The 16,690-nt window shown below is 74.0% G+C and carries 16 protein-coding genes and 1 pseudogene; 10 read left to right on the top strand and 7 right to left on the bottom strand.

The annotated features are described in order from the left end of the window. Positions 1–86: 86 nt before the first annotated feature. The 6 genes from H4W80_RS46415 (at position 87) to H4W80_RS63085 (ending at position 7,327) form a co-directional block, all read left to right on the top strand. Entirely contained in the window at positions 87–449 is a 363-nt protein-coding gene (locus H4W80_RS46415; protein WP_192790888.1) for a Zn-ribbon domain-containing OB-fold protein, read from the top strand. Further along, the gene (locus H4W80_RS46410) at positions 446–769 is read left to right on the top strand and encodes a VOC family protein (protein ID WP_318787371.1); all 324 of its coding nucleotides are present in this window, start codon (positions 446–448) and stop codon (positions 767–769) included. Before H4W80_RS46415 ends, H4W80_RS46410 begins: the two co-directional genes overlap by 4 nt. A gap of 12 nt (positions 770–781) precedes the next feature. Beyond that, the gene (locus H4W80_RS46405; RefSeq protein WP_192790886.1) at positions 782–2,290 is read left to right on the top strand and encodes a class I adenylate-forming enzyme family protein; all 1,509 of its coding nucleotides are present in this window, start codon (positions 782–784) and stop codon (positions 2,288–2,290) included. Beyond that, positions 2,287–4,302 carry an acetate--CoA ligase family protein gene (locus H4W80_RS46400; protein ID WP_192790885.1) on the top strand — a complete coding sequence of 672 codons (2,016 nt, stop codon included), beginning with the start codon at positions 2,287–2,289 and terminating at the stop codon, positions 4,300–4,302. The genes H4W80_RS46405 and H4W80_RS46400 overlap by 4 nt, the downstream gene beginning before the upstream one ends. Beyond that, the gene (locus H4W80_RS46395; RefSeq protein WP_192790884.1) at positions 4,289–5,038 is read left to right on the top strand and encodes a glucose 1-dehydrogenase; all 750 of its coding nucleotides are present in this window, start codon (positions 4,289–4,291) and stop codon (positions 5,036–5,038) included. Before H4W80_RS46400 ends, H4W80_RS46395 begins: the two co-directional genes overlap by 14 nt. Before the next feature lie 276 nt (positions 5,039–5,314). After that, positions 5,315–7,327, top strand: a complete 2,013-nt coding sequence (locus H4W80_RS63085; protein WP_192790883.1) for a CHAP domain-containing protein — start codon at positions 5,315–5,317, stop codon at positions 7,325–7,327. Positions 7,328–7,433: 106 nt separating this feature from the next. On the opposite strand, the gene H4W80_RS46385 is transcribed toward H4W80_RS63085, so the two are convergent. Genes H4W80_RS46385 through H4W80_RS46375 form a run of 3 tightly spaced genes read right to left on the bottom strand, consistent with a single transcriptional unit; the run spans position 7,434 to position 10,347 of the window. After that, positions 7,434–8,288, bottom strand: coding sequence for a TIGR03619 family F420-dependent LLM class oxidoreductase (locus tag H4W80_RS46385; RefSeq protein WP_192790882.1), 855 nt, complete (start codon positions 8,286–8,288; stop codon positions 7,434–7,436). Continuing rightward, complete coding sequence (locus H4W80_RS46380) at positions 8,285–9,247, bottom strand: acyl-CoA dehydrogenase family protein (RefSeq protein ID WP_192790881.1); 963 nt, start codon at positions 9,245–9,247, stop codon at positions 8,285–8,287. Before H4W80_RS46380 ends, H4W80_RS46385 begins: the two co-directional genes overlap by 4 nt. Then, positions 9,244–10,347 (bottom strand): acyl-CoA dehydrogenase family protein, encoded by a 1,104-nt coding sequence (locus H4W80_RS46375; protein WP_192790880.1) that lies wholly within the window; start codon positions 10,345–10,347, stop codon positions 9,244–9,246. The genes H4W80_RS46380 and H4W80_RS46375 overlap by 4 nt, the downstream gene beginning before the upstream one ends. 62 nt (positions 10,348–10,409) lie before the next feature. Here H4W80_RS46375 and H4W80_RS46370 point away from each other — a divergent pair, with 62 nt between their 5' ends. After that, positions 10,410–11,597, top strand: a complete 1,188-nt coding sequence (locus H4W80_RS46370) for a helix-turn-helix domain-containing protein (protein WP_192790879.1) — start codon at positions 10,410–10,412, stop codon at positions 11,595–11,597. A 22-nt stretch (positions 11,598–11,619) separates the two neighbouring features. Here H4W80_RS46370 and H4W80_RS46365 read toward each other — a convergent pair whose 3' ends face one another. Further along, entirely contained in the window at positions 11,620–12,585 is a 966-nt protein-coding gene (locus tag H4W80_RS46365) for an alpha/beta hydrolase (RefSeq protein WP_192790878.1), read from the bottom strand. 85 nt (positions 12,586–12,670) lie between these two features. Beyond that, positions 12,671–13,339 carry a type 1 glutamine amidotransferase domain-containing protein gene (locus tag H4W80_RS46360; protein WP_192790877.1) on the bottom strand — a complete coding sequence of 223 codons (669 nt, stop codon included), beginning with the start codon at positions 13,337–13,339 and terminating at the stop codon, positions 12,671–12,673. Positions 13,340–13,412: 73 nt separating this feature from the next. On the opposite strand from H4W80_RS46360, the pseudogene H4W80_RS64805 reads away from it, so the two are divergent. After that, positions 13,413–13,544: pseudogene (locus tag H4W80_RS64805) on the top strand (LysR family transcriptional regulator); the annotation flags it as partial. A gap of 183 nt (positions 13,545–13,727) precedes the next feature. Beyond that, positions 13,728–14,294, top strand: a complete 567-nt coding sequence (locus tag H4W80_RS64800; RefSeq protein WP_378525810.1) for a substrate-binding domain-containing protein — start codon at positions 13,728–13,730, stop codon at positions 14,292–14,294. A 52-nt stretch (positions 14,295–14,346) separates the two neighbouring features. On the opposite strand, the gene H4W80_RS46350 is transcribed toward H4W80_RS64800, so the two are convergent. Then, positions 14,347–15,147, bottom strand: a complete 801-nt coding sequence (locus H4W80_RS46350) for a helix-turn-helix domain-containing protein (RefSeq protein WP_192790875.1) — start codon at positions 15,145–15,147, stop codon at positions 14,347–14,349. 87 nt (positions 15,148–15,234) lie between these two features. Between H4W80_RS46350 and H4W80_RS46345 the strand changes: the two genes are divergently transcribed. Then, the gene (locus tag H4W80_RS46345; protein ID WP_192790874.1) at positions 15,235–15,957 is read left to right on the top strand and encodes a dienelactone hydrolase family protein; all 723 of its coding nucleotides are present in this window, start codon (positions 15,235–15,237) and stop codon (positions 15,955–15,957) included. Here H4W80_RS46345 and H4W80_RS46340 read toward each other — a convergent pair. After that, entirely contained in the window at positions 15,949–16,689 is a 741-nt protein-coding gene (locus H4W80_RS46340; RefSeq protein WP_192790873.1) for an ABC transporter ATP-binding protein, read from the bottom strand. The genes H4W80_RS46345 and H4W80_RS46340 overlap by 9 nt on opposite strands. Position 16,690 lies beyond the last annotated feature (1 nt).

The following is a 16,690-nucleotide window of genomic DNA, read 5'->3' as shown; positions in this document are numbered from 1 at the left end:
CTGGGGTCCCTCAGGGAAAAGGCGGGCGACCCGGTCGCGGGGCGGGGCCTTGTGGGGTAACCAAGCGTGCGCTAGCTTGGCAAGCGATGAGCGGTGACACCTCTGCGTACTGGGCCGCCTGCGAGCGCGGCGAGCTGGTCGTCCAGCGCTGTACGTCCTGCGAGCGCCGCATACACCTCCCCGAGGCGGCCTGCCCCTGGTGCGGTGGCGGAGAGCTCGTCTTCGAGCCGGTCGAGGGCGAGGGCGCCGTGCACACCTTCACCGTCGTGCACCGCTCGTTCGCCCCCGCCTACCGGGGCCGGGAGCCGTACGTGATGGCCTGGGTGGACCTGCCGGCCGGCGTGCGGGCGTTCGGGCACGTGGTGGGATGCGCCCCCGGCGAGGTACGCGTCGGCATGCCGGTACGCGTGACGTTCATCGACGAACTCCCCCATTGGAGGCCCGCGTGAAGCTCGGCAACGTGCTCATCCCCGTCGCGAACCTGGACGAGGCGATCGCCTTCTACGGGCTGCCGGTGAAGTTCAGGGACGGCGACAGGTTCGCGGCGCTCGACGGCGGCGGGGTCACCGTGGCGCTGGCCGGGCCCGCCGAGCACGTCACGGCCTCGGTCGCGCCGTCGTACAAGGTGGACGACGTGGCGGACGCCGTGCGGGAGCTGACGGCACGCGGCGGCGAGGTGGTGCGGGAGCCCGAGAAGGGGCCGCATGAGATCCGGGCAGTGCTGCGCGACCCCTCAGGAAACGTCTTCGTGCTCTATCAGCCCCTCTGACTGGAGGCCCCCATGGCGCGATCACCGTACGGCAACTACGGCCACGCGATCCTGACCGCCGGAGCGCTGCGCACGCCCGACCAGGTCGCGCTCACGTACTGCGACGAGCAGAGCTTCACCTACGACCAGCTCAACAGGAACGTCAACCGCCGCGCCCACGCCCTGCTGGAGAAGGGGGTCGGGCCAGGCCGGCGGGTGGCGGCGCTGCTCAACGAGACGCTGCGGGTGGCCGAGGTCTACCTCGCGCAGGCCAAGATCGGAGCGGTGACGGCGGCGCTGAACCCGTACTGGCCGGTGGAGACGCTGCGTGACGTGGTGGCGGCCTCGGGGTGCACGGCGTTCGTGTACGACGCGACGGTCGAGGGCGTGGTCGGGCAGATCAGGAACTCGCTCCCCGGCGTGACCACGTGGATCGACGTGCGCGAGCTCGTAGGCGACTCCGACGAGGAGCCGCCGGTCAGCGGCTGGTACGACGACCCGCTGGCCCTCTACTACACCTCGGGCACGACCGGACTGCCGAAGGCCGTCGTCCACACGCACGCGTCGTCGCTGGCCACGGCGCAGATCTGGCTGGACGTGCCGCGCGGCCCCGACTCGGTGTTCGGGACGGGTGCGATCATCTGGGGCATCGGCTTCCCGGCCATCGTCGGGCCCGCCCTGTACGCCGGGATGCGGCTGGTCCTGGAACAGGACTGGGGCCCGGCGAACTTCCTGCGCGTCGTCCCCCGCGAACGGGTCACGCATCTGTCGCAGATCCCCTCGTTCTACGCGGCCCTGCTCGCCTCCCCCGAGCACGAGGACGTGGACCTGTCGTCCATCCAGGTGATCATGCTGGGCGGCGAGCCGCTGACCGCGACCATGCTCGAACGGATCAAGGCCAGGCTCCCGGAGGCGGGCGTGTACTCCTACTACGGCCAGACCGAGGCCCCGTACACGTGCATGGGCCGCGTGGACGACGGCACGACCCCGCTCGGCTCCTCGGGCCGCCCCCGCACCGGCAACGCGGTGCGGATCACGGACCCGAACGGCGAGCGCGTGGTCGGCGAGGTGGGCGAGATCAACCTGGCCGGGCCGCACCGGATGACCGGTTACGACGGCCTGCCCGAGCGGACGGCCGAGGTGCTGCGCGGCGAGTGGTACGTCGGCGGCGACCTCGGCACGCTCTCCCCCGACGGCGTGCTGCGCGTGCTGGGCAGGCGGGAGGACGCGATACTCAAGGGCGGCGTCTGGACGCAGCCGGTCGTGATCGAGGAGGCGGTCTCGGCGCTGGACGGCGTGGCCGAGGCCGGCGCGGTGGGCGTGCCCGAGGGGGCCTCCGAGCAGGAGGTCCTGCTGGCGGTCGTGCCGCGGGCGGGGCACACGCTGGACGCGTCCAAGCTGGCGCTCGCCCTGGCCGACACCCTGCCGGCCCATCAACGGCCCGACCACATCGTGGTGGCCGTGGCGCTGCCGCACTCGCAGGACGCCTCCGGCGGCCCCGGCAAGCTGCTGCGCGGGAAGATCCGCGAGCTGCTCGGGTGAGCGCGTACGAGCACGAGGTCAAGGCGCTGCTCAGCGCGGCGGGGGTGCCGGTGCCGCGCGGGGTGGTCGTGGACGATCTGGACTTCGGCCGGGCCGGGGAGCTGACCGAGCCGCTGGTGCTGAAGGCGTTCGGCCCGGGACTGGTGCACAAGTCGGACGTCGGGGCCGTCGCGCTGGGGCTCTCCAGGAAGGATCTCGCCGGGGCGGCGGCCGGCATGCGGGCCAGGCTGGAGGTCGCGGGCTTCCTCGTCGAGGAGCAGGCCGAGGCCGGCGTGGAGCTCATCGTGGGCCTGGTGCGCGACCCCGGGTTCGGGCCGGTGCTCCTGACCGGGCTGGGCGGGGTGTGGACCGAGGCGCTGCGCGACACGGCGCTGCGGCTCTGCCCGATCTCGGAGGAGGACGCGCGGCGCATGCTGGCGTCGCTGCGCGGGTCCTCCATCCTGTACGGGAGCCGCGGCGCCCCGCCGGTGGACGTGGACGCGGTGGTCAAGCTGCTCATGACGGTCGGCGGCCCGGGCGGACTGTGGGAGCGGCTCGAACTGGGCGAGTTCGAGCTGAACCCGGTGATCGCCGGCCCCTCCGGGGTGATCGCGGTCGACGCCCGTCACCTGCCTGCCCCGGGACCCGCGCCGGGCGCGCCCCGCGCGGCGACGGACTTCCTGCCGCTCTTCGAGCCCAGGGCCGTGGCCGTCGTCGGGGCCTCCACGACCAGGCCGAACTTCGGGAACATGTTCCTCGGCTTCTACCGCGCCGCGGGCGTCCCGCTGGTGGCCGTGCATCCCACGGCGGCCGAGGTGGCGGGGGTGCCGGCCGTGCCGTCCCTCGCCGAGGCGGACGTGGACTACGCCCTCGTGGCCGTGCCCGCCGAACGCTGCGCCGAGGTGCTGCGGGAGGCGGGCGGGGTGCCGTTCGTGCAGGTCATGAGCGGCGGGTTCGCCGAGACGGGCCGGCCGGACCTGGAGGAGGAGCTGGTCGAGGCGGCGCGGGCGGCGGGCACGCGGCTGCTGGGGCCCAACTGCATGGGCGTGTACAGCCCTCGGGGACGGCAGACGTTCGTCGGGGGCGGGCTCGGCCCCGCCGGGCAGGTGGCGCTGATCTCGCAGAGCGGCGGGCTCGCGGGCGAGGTGATCAAGGTCGGGGAGCGGCGCGGGCTGGCGTTCAGCCGGGTCGTCACCGTGGGGAACTCGGCCGACGTGACCCCCGCCGAGCTGCTGTGCTGGCTCGCCCGGGACGAGGAGACGCGGGCCGTCGGGCTGTACCTGGAGGACCCGCGTGACGGGCGCGAGCTGTTCGAGGCGCTGCGTGCCGCGGAGCTGCCCGTGGTGCTGCTGGTCGGCGGGCGGAGCGGGCAGGGGCAGGAGGCGGCCGCGTCCCACACGGGCGGCATGGTGAGCGACCGGCGGGTGTGGGAGGCGGTGGCCGAGCAGTCGGGAGCGGTGCTGGTCGCCGGGCAGGACGACCTGATCGGGGTGCTGGCCTTCTTCCAGGCGCACGGCTCGCGCCACGCCCGCGGCGGCGTGCTGGTGGTCGGGCCGAGCGGGGGCGCGAGCGTGCTGGCGGCGGACGCGTTCGACCTGGCGGGGGTGCGGCTGGACCCGCTGCCGCCGGACGCGCCGGCGGCGCTGCGCGGGCTCGGGGTGGTGGCCTCCGGCAACCCGCTCGAAGTGCCGGTCGGGCCCCTGGGGCGGGCCGGGCTCGTGCCCGAGGTGGTCTCCGCGCTGCTGCGCTCCCGGCCGTACGGCGACGTGGTCCTGCACGTGAACGTCCAGGCGTTCTTCACGTACGGGGACGCGGCGGAGCCCCTGTACGCGTACGCGCGGGCGGTGGCGCAGGCGCAGGCCGCGCTGCCGGACACCAGGATCACCCTCGTCACCAGGAACGGCGAGTGCGCGCCCCCGGGCGTCGAGGACGAAGTGAGGCGGATCGCGGCGGCGGCGGGAATCCCCGTCTACCGCTCCATGGAGGCGGCGGCGGTGGCCGTCGCGGCTGGAGGGCGTCATGGGGTTGCTTGAGGGCAAGGTCGCGTTGATCACCGGCGGCGCTCGCGGGATGGGGGCGGCGCACGTGCGGCTGTTCCTGGAGGAAGGGGCGCGGGTGGTCTTCGGTGACGTGCTGGACGAGGAGGGCAAGGCGCTGGCCGAGGAGACGGGGGCGGGGTTCGTCCATCACGACGTGACGAGCGTCGAGGACTGGGAGCGGGCGGTGGCGACGGCCACCGAGCTGCACGGCCGGCTGGACGTGCTGGTCAACAACGCCGGGATCCTGAAATTTCGGCGCATCAGCGATATGTCACCCGAGGACTTCGACCGGGTGATCGGCGTCAACCTCAAGGGCACCTGGCTCGGGATCAAGTCGGTGATCGACCCCATGAAGGCGGCCGGGCGGGGCGCCATCGTGAACATCTCCTCGATCGAGGGCTACGTCGGGGCCGAGGGGCTGTCGGCGTACTCGGCGTCGAAGTTCGGGGTGCGCGGGCTGACCAAGTCGGCGGCGCGGGAGCTGGCCCGGTTCAAGATCCGGGTGAACTCGGTGCATCCGGGCGCGATCAACACCTCGATGGCGATGGACCCCGACCTGATGAACGAGGTCGACGCCGACGCCTTCGTCAAGTCCATGGTCATCAAGCGCTTCGCCAAGCCGGTGGAGGTGTCCCACGTGGTGGCCTTCCTGGCCTCGGACCGGGCCAGCTACTGCACGGGCAGCGAGTTCACCGTGGACGGCGGGCTGCTCACGGGCGCGGGCTACTGACTCAGGGCAAGCCTCTCACCTGGAACAAGATAGATCTTTTTGGATTAAACCTCCTTAGCTTGGACATTTCTGGCAATATCTTTGACCAGCGGGTTCTTGGTCCAGGAAAGCTTGAACGTCACTTGGTGCTGGCTTGACCTGCCGGGACGGCACGGTAGCCTCGCTCATCACGGAAGACGACAAGCCTCCGGTTTTGTCCCAGTAGTCACAGGGTGTCCCTTTACCCGGGATCTATGCGGACAAACCGGCTTGCCCGGAAGGTGTCCCCATACTTCCATGACGCCAGAGATGCAGAAGTACATCGAGTTGCTGGAGAGCCAGCTCGGGTATGCCGAGAAAGCAGGGGCGTACACCAAGTTCGGCAACTGGTACGGCAAGAACGTCGAGTTCGACGCCGACTACAGCTCCGCCCCATGGTGCGACATGTACCTCTCATGGGCCGCGCACAAGCTCGGGTACGAGGACTGGATCGGGCAGTTCGCGTGGACGGTGTCGCACGCGGAGTGGTTCAAGGAGCAGGGGGCGTGGGGCCACAAGCCCAAGCCCGGGGCGTTCGTCTTCTACGACTGGAGCGGCTCGAACAGCATCGACAAGATCGACCACGTCGGCATCGTGACGCGGGTCGAGGGCGACACGATCTTCACCATCGAGGGCAACATCGACGGTGGCGTCGCCAAGCGCAAGGAACGTGACACGAGCAAGGTCGTCGGGTACGGCTACCCGGAGCGCATCAAGTCCCGCCTGGACGAGGAGGCGGCCCGGCAGCAGCGCGAGGCCCAGAAGAAGGCCAACGACCAGGCCGCCCTGCAGCCGGGTCCGGGCACCGACGTCGGGGCGCTCCAGCCCTCCGGGACCGAGCTGCTCACCTCCCTGATCCCCCGCAGCGAGATCGAGGAGCCCGCCCAGGCCCCCGAGACCGGCAGCTCCCCCGCGAAGAAGGAGCCTCAGGCCGCGCCCACCGCCCCCAAGGACACCACCGGCCCCGTCACGGGCTCCGTCACCGGTCCCGTCTTGGGCACCGTGGCCCCCGAGAGCCCCAAGCAGCCGAAGAAGGCCAAGCACGCCAAGCCGGCGACGGCCGACACCACGGCGGCGACCGCCGAACCGCTCCCCACGCACGCGGGCGCCTCGGCCACCGGCCCGATGCCGGCCATCTCCTCGCCGGCGCTGGTCGGCTCGGCTCTGGTGGCGGCCCTGGCGCTGCTCGCCGTGGCCAAGACCCGCCGCCTGCGGACCGCCCCGGCCACCGCCGGTGCCACGGCGCCCCGCCCTGCCGTCAACCGCCGGCGTCGCCGCCGCCGGCTGGAGGTCGAGGTCGAGCCGGTCCGTACGAGCCGTCGAACGGCCGCACTCCAGCCGGCCGCGACCCTGGACGCCCTCACGGCCACAGCAGCCCTGGACGCAGCAGCCCTGGACGCGGCGGCCCTGGAAGCCTTCCAGCCCGCCGCATCCCTGGACACCGCCGCCCTGGACACCGCCGCACTGGCCCCCGCGGCTTTGGACGCCCTCCAGCCCGCGACGGCCTTGGACGCCCTCCAGCCCGCCACCGCCTTGGACGCCGCCCGGCCCGCCGCCCGGGCCGGCGGACGCCGGAGGCGCCCGCTCGACACGCGCCCCTTCGACCTCGCCACGGACGCGCCCCGCCGCGCAGCCGTGGACCGGCTCCTGGACGAGCACGCGGACCTGCACCGTCACCTCGCCGGCATCGATCCGTTCGACGCCTTCTGCGCCTCCCGGCCGACCGAGCCCGCCGGGAGCGGGCCGGTCGAGATCCTGTTGGACACCGGGCCGCTGGAGCGCTTCGTGGACACGGGGCCGTTCGAACGCATCGTCATCCCCCAGGCGACCAGCGCGTTCGACGCCTTCAGCCGGACCGCCGGCAGGGGCGGGGACACTGCCGGCATCAGCGACACTCCTGACATCGGCGCCACCTACCAGGGACGTCGCCGCCGCCTCGGGCGTCCCGCCGACGAGTCCGGGACGGCCGACCTCCCGCTGCGCGGCCGCCGCCACCGCCGTCCGGCGCCCACCCAGGGCGTCCACATCGGTGGCGCGCAGCCGTTCGCGCAGGACGCCCCGCTGGCGGGCCGCCGCCACGCCTCCGCCGGGTCCCCGCAGCCGCACCGGCGCGAGGACGAGCGCCAGCTGGTCGGCTCGGGCGGCACCGGCAGGGCCGCCTCCGGTCACCCGGCCAGGAGCGCCCCGAGTCAGCCCGGCAGGAACGCCCCCGCCCAGCCCGGCCGGAGCACGCCCGGCCAGCCCCGGCGGCGGGGACGCCACCGCGCGTGAGCGACCCTCACGAGACGTCGCCACCACGCGAGAACGACCCTCCTGCCACGCCGCCACCGCGCGTGAGCGACCCTCCCGCCACGCCGCCACCGCGCGTGAGCGACCCTCACAAGGCGTCGCCACCGCCTGCGAGCGCCCCTCGCGCCGTGTCCCCCACCCCGTAGTCGGCGGCGAAGGCGGCCAGCCGGGACACCGCGTCCCGGCTGCGGCTCCAGGGCCGTACGATCAGCCGCTCCACGCCCAGCGCCGCCCAGGCGGGCACCTCGTCGGGCGAGGCCAGCGCGTACGCGTGCGCGGTCACCGGCACCCCCGCCCCCAGCCGGTCGAGCTGCGGCTTGATGGACTCGAGGGTGTGCGGCATGCTGATCCACCCGTCGCACAATCGCGCGGCCCGGCGCAGCGCGGCGGCCGACTCCCCGCCCGCGAGCACCGGCAGCCGCCGCTGCACCGGCTTGGGCTCGAACGCGACCTCGGGAAAGGAGTAGAACCTCCCGGAATGGGTGACCACCGGCTCGCTCCAGAGCCGCCTGACCACCTCGATCGCCTCGTCCAGCCGGGCCCCCCGGGTGCGGAACTCGACGCCGGCCGCCTCCCACTCGCCCCGGTACCAGCCCGCGCCCACCCCGCAGATCGCCCGTCCCGACGAGACCACGTCCAGGGTGGCGAACGCGCGGGCGGACACGAAGGGGTGGCGCAGGGCGAGGAGCTGCACCGCCGTACCGAGCCTGACACGGGAGGTGAGGGCGGCGAGCCAGCACAGGTACGCGGGCGCGTCGAACAGCGGCGTGCCGGGCTTGATCCCCGGGTCGGACGTGCCCGGGTAGTGGGCGAGCGACAAGTCGGTGGCGAAGACGAGGTGCTCGGGCAGCCACACCGACTCGAACCCCAGCTCGTCCGCCGCCACCGCCACGTCCTTCCACGCGGCCGGATGCACCAGTCCGAGCGGCACCCCGAACTTCATGGCCACCTCCGCAGGTCGCCGTCCAGGACGGCGGTTCTGACGCGTTCCCGGTGCGCCGCCGTGGTGCCGTACGCGGCCGACAGCGACCAGGCCCGCGCGAGCCAGAACCGCAGGTCCAGCTCCTCGGTGTAGCCGATCGCGCCGTGCGCCTGCAGCGCCACCCGCGCCGCCAGCACGGCGGCCTCACCGGCGGCGGCCTTGGCCGCGCTCACGTCCCGGTCGGCGGTCCCGGCGGCCCGGTCCACCGACAGGGCCGCCCGGTGCACCAGCGGCGCGGCGAACTCCACCGCCACGGCCGCGTCGGCGAGCTGGTGCTTGACCGCCTGGAACGACCCGATCGCCGCCCCGAACTGCGTCCGCACCCGCGCGTAGGCGACGGTGACCGCGAGCAGCTCCCTGGCGACCCCGATGAGCTGCGCCGCCGTCGCCACCGCGGCCCGCCGCAGCGCCGGCGCGGCGGGGCCGCCCAGCTCCTCGGAGTCGTCGAAGGCCACCTCGAACACGGGCCGGCACGGGTCCACCCCGCTCCTCGGCACCACGCGTGCAGACTCCCTGGCGACCAGGCGCCACCCGCCGTCCCGGGCCACCAGCAGCAGGTCGGCCAGGTCGGCGTCCGGCGCGTACGCCTGTCCCGGCGGCAGCACGGTCACGCACAGGGCGCCGGAGGCCAGCTTGGGGTTGTCCGGCAGCAGGTACGGCGCCACCACGGCGGTCTCGACCACCGGCCCCGGCAGGCACGCCCGCCCGGTCTCCTCCAGCGCGGGCAGGACGTCGGCCAGCCCGAGCCCCAGCCCATCGCTCTCGGGCGGCAGGAGCAGGCCGAAGAACCCGAGCCCGGCCAGCTGCTCCCAGGCCGGCCGCCGCTCCGACCGCAGCGCCGCCGGCGGGCAGTGCGCCCGCAGCACGTCCCGCACCGTGGCGGCCAGCGCGAGCTGCTCGTCCGTGAATCCGAAGTTCATCGTGGCAGCCTCAGAACCCGCTCGGCGATGATGTTGCGCTGGATCTCGTTCGTGCCCGCGTAGATGGGCCCGGCCAGCGAGAACAGGAACCCGTCCAGCCAGCCCGCCTCCCCCGCCCGGTCCCCCAGCAGCTCCATGGCCAGCGTGTGCATGCGCAGGTCCAGCTCGGACCAGAACACCTTGCCCATGCTGGCCGCGGACCCGATCTCCTCCCCCGCCATGAGCCGCCGCGCCGTCGCGAACGTGTGCAGCCGGTACGCCTCCGCCTCGATCCAGCACCTGGCGGCCCGGTCGGCCGCCACGGGGTCGCCCGAGGAGCGGGCCAGCGCGACCAGCCGGTCGGCCGTGGCCAGGAAGCGGCCGGGGCTGCGCAGGGTGAGGCCGCGTTCGGAGGACGTGGTGGCCATCGCGACCCGCCAGCCCTCGCCGACCTCGCCGAGCACCATCGAGCCGGGCGTGAACACCCCGTCGAAGTGCAGCTCGGCGAACCCCGGCAGCCCGTCGAGCTGCGCGATCGGCCGCACGGCGACGTCGGAGAGGGGGAAGAGGAAGTACGTCAGGCCCTTGTGCCGCGTCCCCGACGTGCGGAACAGGCCGAACCCGTGCGTGGCGTGGGCGGCCCGCGAGCTCCAGGTCTTGTGCCCGTACAGCCGCCAGCCGCCGGGCACGGGCTCGGCGCGGGAGGTGAGCGCGGCCAGGTCGCTGCCCGCCTCCGGCTCCGACCAGGCCTGGGCCCACACGTCGTCGCCTCTGGCCATCCTCGGCAGCCACCGCCTGCGCTGCTCGGGCGTGCCGAAGCGCATCAGCGAGGGGCCCAGCAGGAAGATGCCGTTCTGGGTGACCCGGGCGGGGGCTCCGGCGGCCCAGTACTCCTCCTCGAAGATCAGCCACTCGATCAGGGAGGCGCCGCGCCCGCCGTACTCCTCGGGCCAGGAGACGACGGACAGTCGCGCGTCCGCCAGCAGCGCCTCCCAGGCGCGGTGCGCGGCGAAGCCCTCGGGGGTGTCCATGGACGGCAGCGGTCCCGGCACGTGCGCGCGCAGCCAGTCGCGAACCTCGGCGCGGAAGCCCTGTTCGGCCGGGGAGAAGTCGAGATCCACATAACCAACCTAGCGCACGCTTGGTAACCCGAACAGCGATTTCCGGACATAGTCTGTTGGCCATGCAGGGACTGCTGCTGAAGCTGTCCACGCTCGACGCCGACGCGGAGAGCGCGGTGCGGGTGATCGCCTACTTCGACTCGCTGCTTCGCGACCACGTGAGCGTGCCCACGCTGCTCGCGGCGACGGCGCGGCTGGCGCAATGCCCGGTCGGGCTGCTCGACGCGGCCACCGGCCGCCGCACCCGCACCTCGCCCCGCGGCGCCGTGGACACGCCCGCCGAGGTCCCGGCCCAGGTCAGGGAGCTGAGCGACGGGCTCGGGGCGGTCTGGATGGAGCGCGAGGGGCCGGCGCACGGGCTCGACGAGATCGTCCTCGAACGGTACGCGGTGGCGGCCGAGGTCACCCTGGAACGCGCCGCCGCGCTGGCGCGGTCGGGACAGGACCCCGCGCTGGTGGAGCTGGTGCTGTCGGCCGAGACCGGCGAGGCCGAACGCGCCCGCGCCCTGCGCCTGCTCGGCTTCGCCCCCTCCGCCCCGCTCCAGGCCCTGGCGATCGCCCTGCCGGACCGGGGGCCGGACCGGGGGCCGGACCGGGGGCCGGACCGGGGGCCGGACCGGGGGCCGGACCGGGGGCCGGACCGGGGGCCGGACCGGGGGCCGGACCGGGGGCCGGACCGGGGGCCGGACCGGGGGCCGGACCGGGGGCCGGACCGGGAACTCGCCGCCGGCCTGCGCGCCATGGGCCACCAGGTGCGCGCCACCAGGATCGGCGACACGGAGGCGGTCCTGGTGGCGACCACCCTGCCCCGCGACCTTCCCGAGGGGTCGCGGGTGGGCATCGGGCCGGAGCTGCCGGGCGCGCGGGCGGCCGAGTCGTGGGCCGGCGCGCGGACGGCGCTCCGCTTCACCGGCCCGCACGATCGCGTGATGCGCTGGTCGGAGCTGGGGGCCCTGGCGCTGTTCGCCGACCTGCCGGAGCCGGCGGTCGCGGAGCTGGCCGACGTCCGGGCGATGGAGCGGCTCGGCGAGGAGTCCCTGGCGGCGGTGCGGGCGCTGTGCCTGGCCGGCTCGGTCCGCGGCGCGGCCGCCACCGTGCACCTGCACCACAGCTCGATGGCCGCGCGCATCGCCCGGGCCGAGTCCGTGCTGGGCTTCTCGCTCGCCGACGCGGCCGGCCGCCTGCGCGCCCACCTGGCCCTCGCCCTGGTACGGCTGCGCGCCAACCTCAGATCCGGCACGCCCGCCTGATCCGGCACATCCGCTCGAGCCCTTAGAGCCCGTACGCCCGCTTGAGCGCCGCCAGCCGGGCCGCCCGCGCCCGCTTGGACAGCTCGGCGTCCGGGACCATCCCGTCGAACCCGTGGAAGGCCCCCGGGTAGAGGTGGAGCTCGGTGGACACGCCCGCCTGCGACAGCCGCAGCGCGTAGTCGACGTCCTCGTCCCTGAACACCTCCAGCTCGCCGACGTCGATGAACGCCGGCGGCAGCCCGGCCAGGTCCGTGGCCCGGGCGGGGGCCGCGTACGGGGGCACGTCGTCGGTGCCGATCCGGTCGCCCAGCAGGGCGGTCCAGCCGAAGAGGTTCGCGCTGCGGTCCCAGACCACCGCCTCGGTGAACTCGTGGCTGGACGGGGTGATGTTGCGGTCGTCCAGCATCGGGCAGACGAGCAGCTGGAACGCCACGTCGGGGCCGCCCCGGTCGCGGGCCAGCAGCACGGTGGCGGCGGCGAGCCCGCCGCCCGCGCTGGCGCCGCCGACCGCGATCCTGGCCGGGTCGATGCCCAGCTCGCCCGCCGCCTTGGCGGTCCACACCAGCCCGGCGTAGCAGTCCTCGACCGGCGCGGGATGGGGGTTCTCGGGCGCCAGCCGGTAGTCGACGGAGACCGCCACGCACCCGAGCTCCTCGACGTAGCCGATCATCATCGCCTCGTCGATCTCGGGCGTGCCGATGATCATCCCCCCGCCGTGGATCCAGTACAGACCCGGCCGCCCCTCGCCGCCGCCCGCCGGGCGGTAGATCCGTACCCGCACGTCGGGAGCGCCGTCGGGGCCCGGCACGTGCCGGTCCTCGATCACCACGTCGGTGTCGGCCGGCGGCGCGGCGGCGAGGAACGCGTTGATCTGCGCACGATGCTCGGGCAGCTCCTCGGGCGTCAGGTTCGCCGTGTCGAACGCCGGGAACGGTGTCCGCTCGAGAAAGGCGCGGATCTCCGGGTCGAGGTTGGGGTGGAATGCCATCTGTTATCCCTTCATTGGGGCCACTCCTCGATGGTCAGAGCCCGCGCCGTGGCACACAACCGCCATCCGGCGGCGATTGCGCTCCTCAGTCCCGCCGTTCGGCGAGGACGTCGAGGACGCGCTCCGCCAGGGGCGCGGCGCTGGCCGGGTTCTGGCCGGTGGCGAGCCTGCCGTCCACCACGACCTGAGCCTGCCAGGTGGCGCCCGGCTCGTGCTCGGCGCCACGCTCCACCAGTTTGTCCGCCAGCAGGAAAGGCACCACGTCGGCCACGCCGCGCAGCCGCTCCTCCTCGTTGGTGAAGGCCGCCACCCGCTTGCCCGCCACCAGGTACGAGCCGTCGGAGAGGGTCAGGTTCACCAGCGCGGACGGGCCGTGGCAGACCGCAGCCACCACGCCGCCCCGCTCGTACACCTCGCGTCCGACGCGGATGACGTCCGGGTCGTCGGGGAAGTCCCACATGGTGCCGTGGCCTCCGGCGTAGAGCACGGCGTCGTAACGGGAGGCGTCGACGTCCGCGAGGCGGCCGGTGCCCGCCTCCTCGATCGCGGCCAGGAAGGCCACCTGGGTCTGGTCGCCTGCGTCGAACCCGTCCTGGGGCGGCCGCCCGCCCCGCACGCTGGCGACGTCCACCTCGTAGCCGGCCTTGCGGAAGATCTCCCAGGGGTGGGCCGCCTCCGGGACGTAGTATCCGGTCGGCTCGACGCCGCCGAGGTCGTCATGGCTGGTCAGGGCGATGAGAATACGCTGGTTCATGTCTCACATCGTCGCCCCGGCCCGCCATAAGTAACAAATAACGAAATATCGCCTTAGGTATCAGAATGCTGATATGTCGCCAATCTCGCTCGACCTGCTGCGGACGTTCCTCTCCGTGTACAGGACCGGCTCCATCACGGCCGCCGCGCAGACCCTCGGCCTGTCGCAGCCGGCCGTGACGGCGCAGGTCAAGACGCTGGAGTCGGTGCTGGACCGGCCGCTGTTCGACCGGCTGCCGCGCGGGGTGGCGCCCACGCCCGCCGCCGACGAGCTGGCCCGCCGGGTGGCCCCCTCGCTGGACGCCTTGGACGAGGTGGTGGAGTCGGAGCTGCCCTCGGACGCGGCCGTGCACCTGGGCGGGCCCGCCGAGTTCCTGTGCGAGGAGGTGATGCCGATGCTCGCCCCGCTGGTGCGCTCGGGGCTGCGGCTGCGTACGACGCTCGGGCTGTCCGACGACCTCCTGGCGGACCTCGCGGCCGGGCGCCTGGACCTGGTGATCTCCACGATCCGGCCCCGGGTGCGCGGCGTGCAGGCGGACCCCCTCTACGACGAGGAGTTCCTGCTGGTCGCCGCCCCGTCCCTGGCGCTCGCCGGAGTGGGGCCGAGGGAGCTGGCGGCGGCGCCGCTGGTGGCCTACGCCGAGGACCTGCCCATCGTGCGCCGCTACTGGCGCTCCGTGTTCGGCAGGCGGCCCGCGATGGCGGCGCAGGTCGTCATCCCCGACCTGCGCGGCGTGCTCAGCGCCGTCAGGGCCGGGATGGGCGTCTCCGTGCTGCCCGCCTACCTGTGCCGCCGCGACCTGGCGGCGGGCACGCTCGTCACGCTGGCCGAGCCGGACGAGGCCCCGATCAACACCGGCTACCTGGCCGTCCGCTCGGGCGCGCTGGCCAAGCCCGCGGTGGCCAGGGTACGCGCGCATCTCATCGAGGCGTTCCGCGCCGCCCCCACGTACTAGGCGAACCCTGCTAGGCGGACCCTATTAGGCGGACCCTATTAGGCGGACCCTATTAGGCGGACCACGAGGCGAGCAGCCGCAGCGACTCCTCGTCGGCCCCGCCCGGCTCGGGGTGGAGCAGGCTCAGCCGCTGCCCCGACCCGCCCGGCAGGTCGAACGTCTCGTAACGCAGGGCCAGCTCGCCCACCACCGGATGCGTGAACCGCTTGACCCCGTTGGTTCGCTCCTTGACGACCCGGCCGGCCCAGAGGGTGCGGAAGCGCTGGCTGCGCACCGACAGCTCGCCGATCAGGGCGGTCAGCGCCGGGTCGTCGGCATGGCGGCCGGTGGCCAGGCGGAGCTGCCCGACCGTGGCCCGGAGCACCTCCTCGCGTTCGGCGTACAGGTCGGGCTCGGTGAGGAAGTTGTACCTGGCCAGGTTGGCGCCGGGGCGGCACAGGCCGGGGAAGAGCGCGTCGGCCAGCCGGTTCCAGGCGAGCAGGTCGAGGCGGTGGTCGAAGATCATGGCGGGGATGTCCGTCATCCGCTCGATGAGCTCCACCAGCTCCCGCCGCACCCCGCCGGACGGCCGCGGCCCGCGAGGACGCGGCGCGGCCAGGTCGAACAGGTGCGTCCGCTCCGCCTCGCTCAGGTCCAGCGCCCTGGCCAGCGACTCCATCACGGACGCGGACGGCTGGGCGGTCCGGCCCTGTTCGAGGCGTACGAGGTATTCGACGCTGATGCCCGCCAGCTCGGCCAGCTCCTCGCGGCGCAGCCCGCGCACCCGCCTGCGCGGCCCGCTCGCCAGACCCACGTCCTCGGGCGTGACCTCGTTCCTGCGGGCCTGGAGAAATGCCCCGAGTTCCCGGTTCATGGGTACAAGTCTGCCTGGCCCAGGCCCCGCCGAGCCTGCCACTCCGAGTACCTGGATAGCCGGAATCACGGCGGGCATGCTGACCCCATGTGCCATTCCACCGACAGCAGGCCGCCAGCACCGCCGATCCAGGGCGAGGTGGCCTCTCACGAGCAGATTGAGCTGACGGCCGCCGACGGAAACCGGCTGCTCGCCTACCGGGCCGAGCCCGCCGAGCCGAACGGGCGCAGCGTGGTGATCCTGCCCGACGTGCGCGGGCTGCACCCGTACTACCGCGCCCTCGCGGTGCGCTTCGCCGAGGCGGGCTTCCGCACGATCGCGATCGACTACTTCGGCCGCACGGCGGGCCTCGGCGAGCGCGACGACGACTTCGACTTCATGAAGCACGTCGGGCAGCTCAAGGCCGAGCACGTCAGGGCCGACGCCAGGGCGGCCACCGAGCAGCTCGACGGCCCGGTCTTCACGGTCGGCTTCTGCATGGGCGGCGCCCACTCGTGGCGGCAGGCGTACGAGGGGAACGGGCTGGCGGGCGGCATCGGCTTCTACGGCGCGCTGCGCGCCATCGAGGAGCCGGCGACCGGGCCCGGCGCGCCCCTCCTGATGCTGCTCGCGGGCGCGGACACGGCGACCACGCCCGAGCAGTTCGAGGCGTTCGAGGCGGCGCTCGACCGGGTGGGCACGGAGCACGAGAAGGTCGTCTACGAGGGCGCGCCGCACTCGTTCTTCGACCGCACGTACGCCGAGTGGACGGACGCGTGCCAGGACTCCTGGCGCCGCATCCTGTCGTTCACCGAGCGCCACTCAGCCTAGGTAGGCGGCCCTGACGACCGGGTCCTCCCGGATCTCGGCCGGCGCGCCGGCGGCGATCACCTTGCCGAGGTCCAGCACGATGATCCGGTCGCAGGTGTCCATGACGAAGCCCATGTCGTGCTCGACCAGCAGCACGGTCGTGTCCAGGGCCTTGACGACCTCGCCGAGGCGCGCGGTCTGGGCGGCGTCCAGGCCCGAGGTGGGCTCGTCCAGCAGCAGGAGGCGGGGCCGGTCGGCCAGGGCCCTGGCCAGCTCGACCAGCCGGCGCTGCCCGACGGGGAGCGCGGCGGCGTACGCGTCCCGCAGCGGGGTGAGCCCGCACAGCTCCAGCACCTCGGCCACGCGCTCGCCGCGTTCCCGCTCCAGCCGCCGGCGGGCGGGCCGGCCGACCAGGTCGGCGGCGAGCCCGCCACCGCCGCCGTGCCAGTCGAGCGCGGCCAGCACGTTGCCGGCCACGGTGAGCCGGCCGAAGACCTGGGTCCGCTGGAACGTGCGCCGCACCCCGGCCCTGGCCCGCCTGACCGGGGACACCCCGGTCAGGTCCCGGCCCGCCACGCTGACCCGGCCCTCGCTGGGCCGGCGCAGCCCCGACACCACGTCGAACAGCGTCGTCTTCCCGGCCCCGTTCGGCCCGATGACGCCGCACACCTGACCCGCCGCGACCTCGAACGACACCTGGTCCAGCGCCCGCACCCCGCCGAACGCCACCGACACGCCCTCCACGGCCAGCATG

Origin of the sequence: Nonomuraea angiospora (assembly GCF_014873145.1) — a bacterium.
GTDB classification, from domain to species: domain Bacteria; phylum Actinomycetota; class Actinomycetes; order Streptosporangiales; family Streptosporangiaceae; genus Nonomuraea; species Nonomuraea angiospora.
This window is presented reverse-complemented; position numbering and strand designations above follow the sequence as displayed.

Excerpts from the sequence above, each read along its gene's own strand:
- H4W80_RS46415 (WP_192790888.1), top strand. The coding sequence starts at position 87 with ATGAGCGGTGACACCTCTGCGTACTGGGCCGCCTGCGAGCGCGGCGAG.
- H4W80_RS46405 (WP_192790886.1), top strand. The coding sequence starts at position 782 with ATGGCGCGATCACCGTACGGCAACTACGGCCACGCGATCCTGACCGCC.
- H4W80_RS46395 (WP_192790884.1), top strand. The coding sequence starts at position 4,289 with ATGGGGTTGCTTGAGGGCAAGGTCGCGTTGATCACCGGCGGCGCTCGC.
- H4W80_RS63085 (WP_192790883.1), top strand. The coding sequence starts at position 5,315 with ATGACGCCAGAGATGCAGAAGTACATCGAGTTGCTGGAGAGCCAGCTC.
- H4W80_RS46385 (WP_192790882.1), bottom strand. The coding sequence starts at position 8,288 with ATGAAGTTCGGGGTGCCGCTCGGACTGGTGCATCCGGCCGCGTGGAAG.
- H4W80_RS46380 (WP_192790881.1), bottom strand. The coding sequence starts at position 9,247 with ATGAACTTCGGATTCACGGACGAGCAGCTCGCGCTGGCCGCCACGGTG.
- H4W80_RS46370 (WP_192790879.1), top strand. The coding sequence starts at position 10,410 with ATGCAGGGACTGCTGCTGAAGCTGTCCACGCTCGACGCCGACGCGGAG.
- H4W80_RS46365 (WP_192790878.1), bottom strand. The coding sequence starts at position 12,585 with ATGGCATTCCACCCCAACCTCGACCCGGAGATCCGCGCCTTTCTCGAG.
- H4W80_RS46360 (WP_192790877.1), bottom strand. The coding sequence starts at position 13,339 with ATGAACCAGCGTATTCTCATCGCCCTGACCAGCCATGACGACCTCGGC.
- H4W80_RS64800 (WP_378525810.1), top strand. The coding sequence starts at position 13,728 with ATGCCGATGCTCGCCCCGCTGGTGCGCTCGGGGCTGCGGCTGCGTACG.
- H4W80_RS46350 (WP_192790875.1), bottom strand. The coding sequence starts at position 15,147 with ATGAACCGGGAACTCGGGGCATTTCTCCAGGCCCGCAGGAACGAGGTC.
- H4W80_RS46345 (WP_192790874.1), top strand. The coding sequence starts at position 15,235 with ATGTGCCATTCCACCGACAGCAGGCCGCCAGCACCGCCGATCCAGGGC.
- H4W80_RS46340 (WP_192790873.1), bottom strand. The coding sequence starts at position 16,689 with ATGCTGGCCGTGGAGGGCGTGTCGGTGGCGTTCGGCGGGGTGCGGGCG.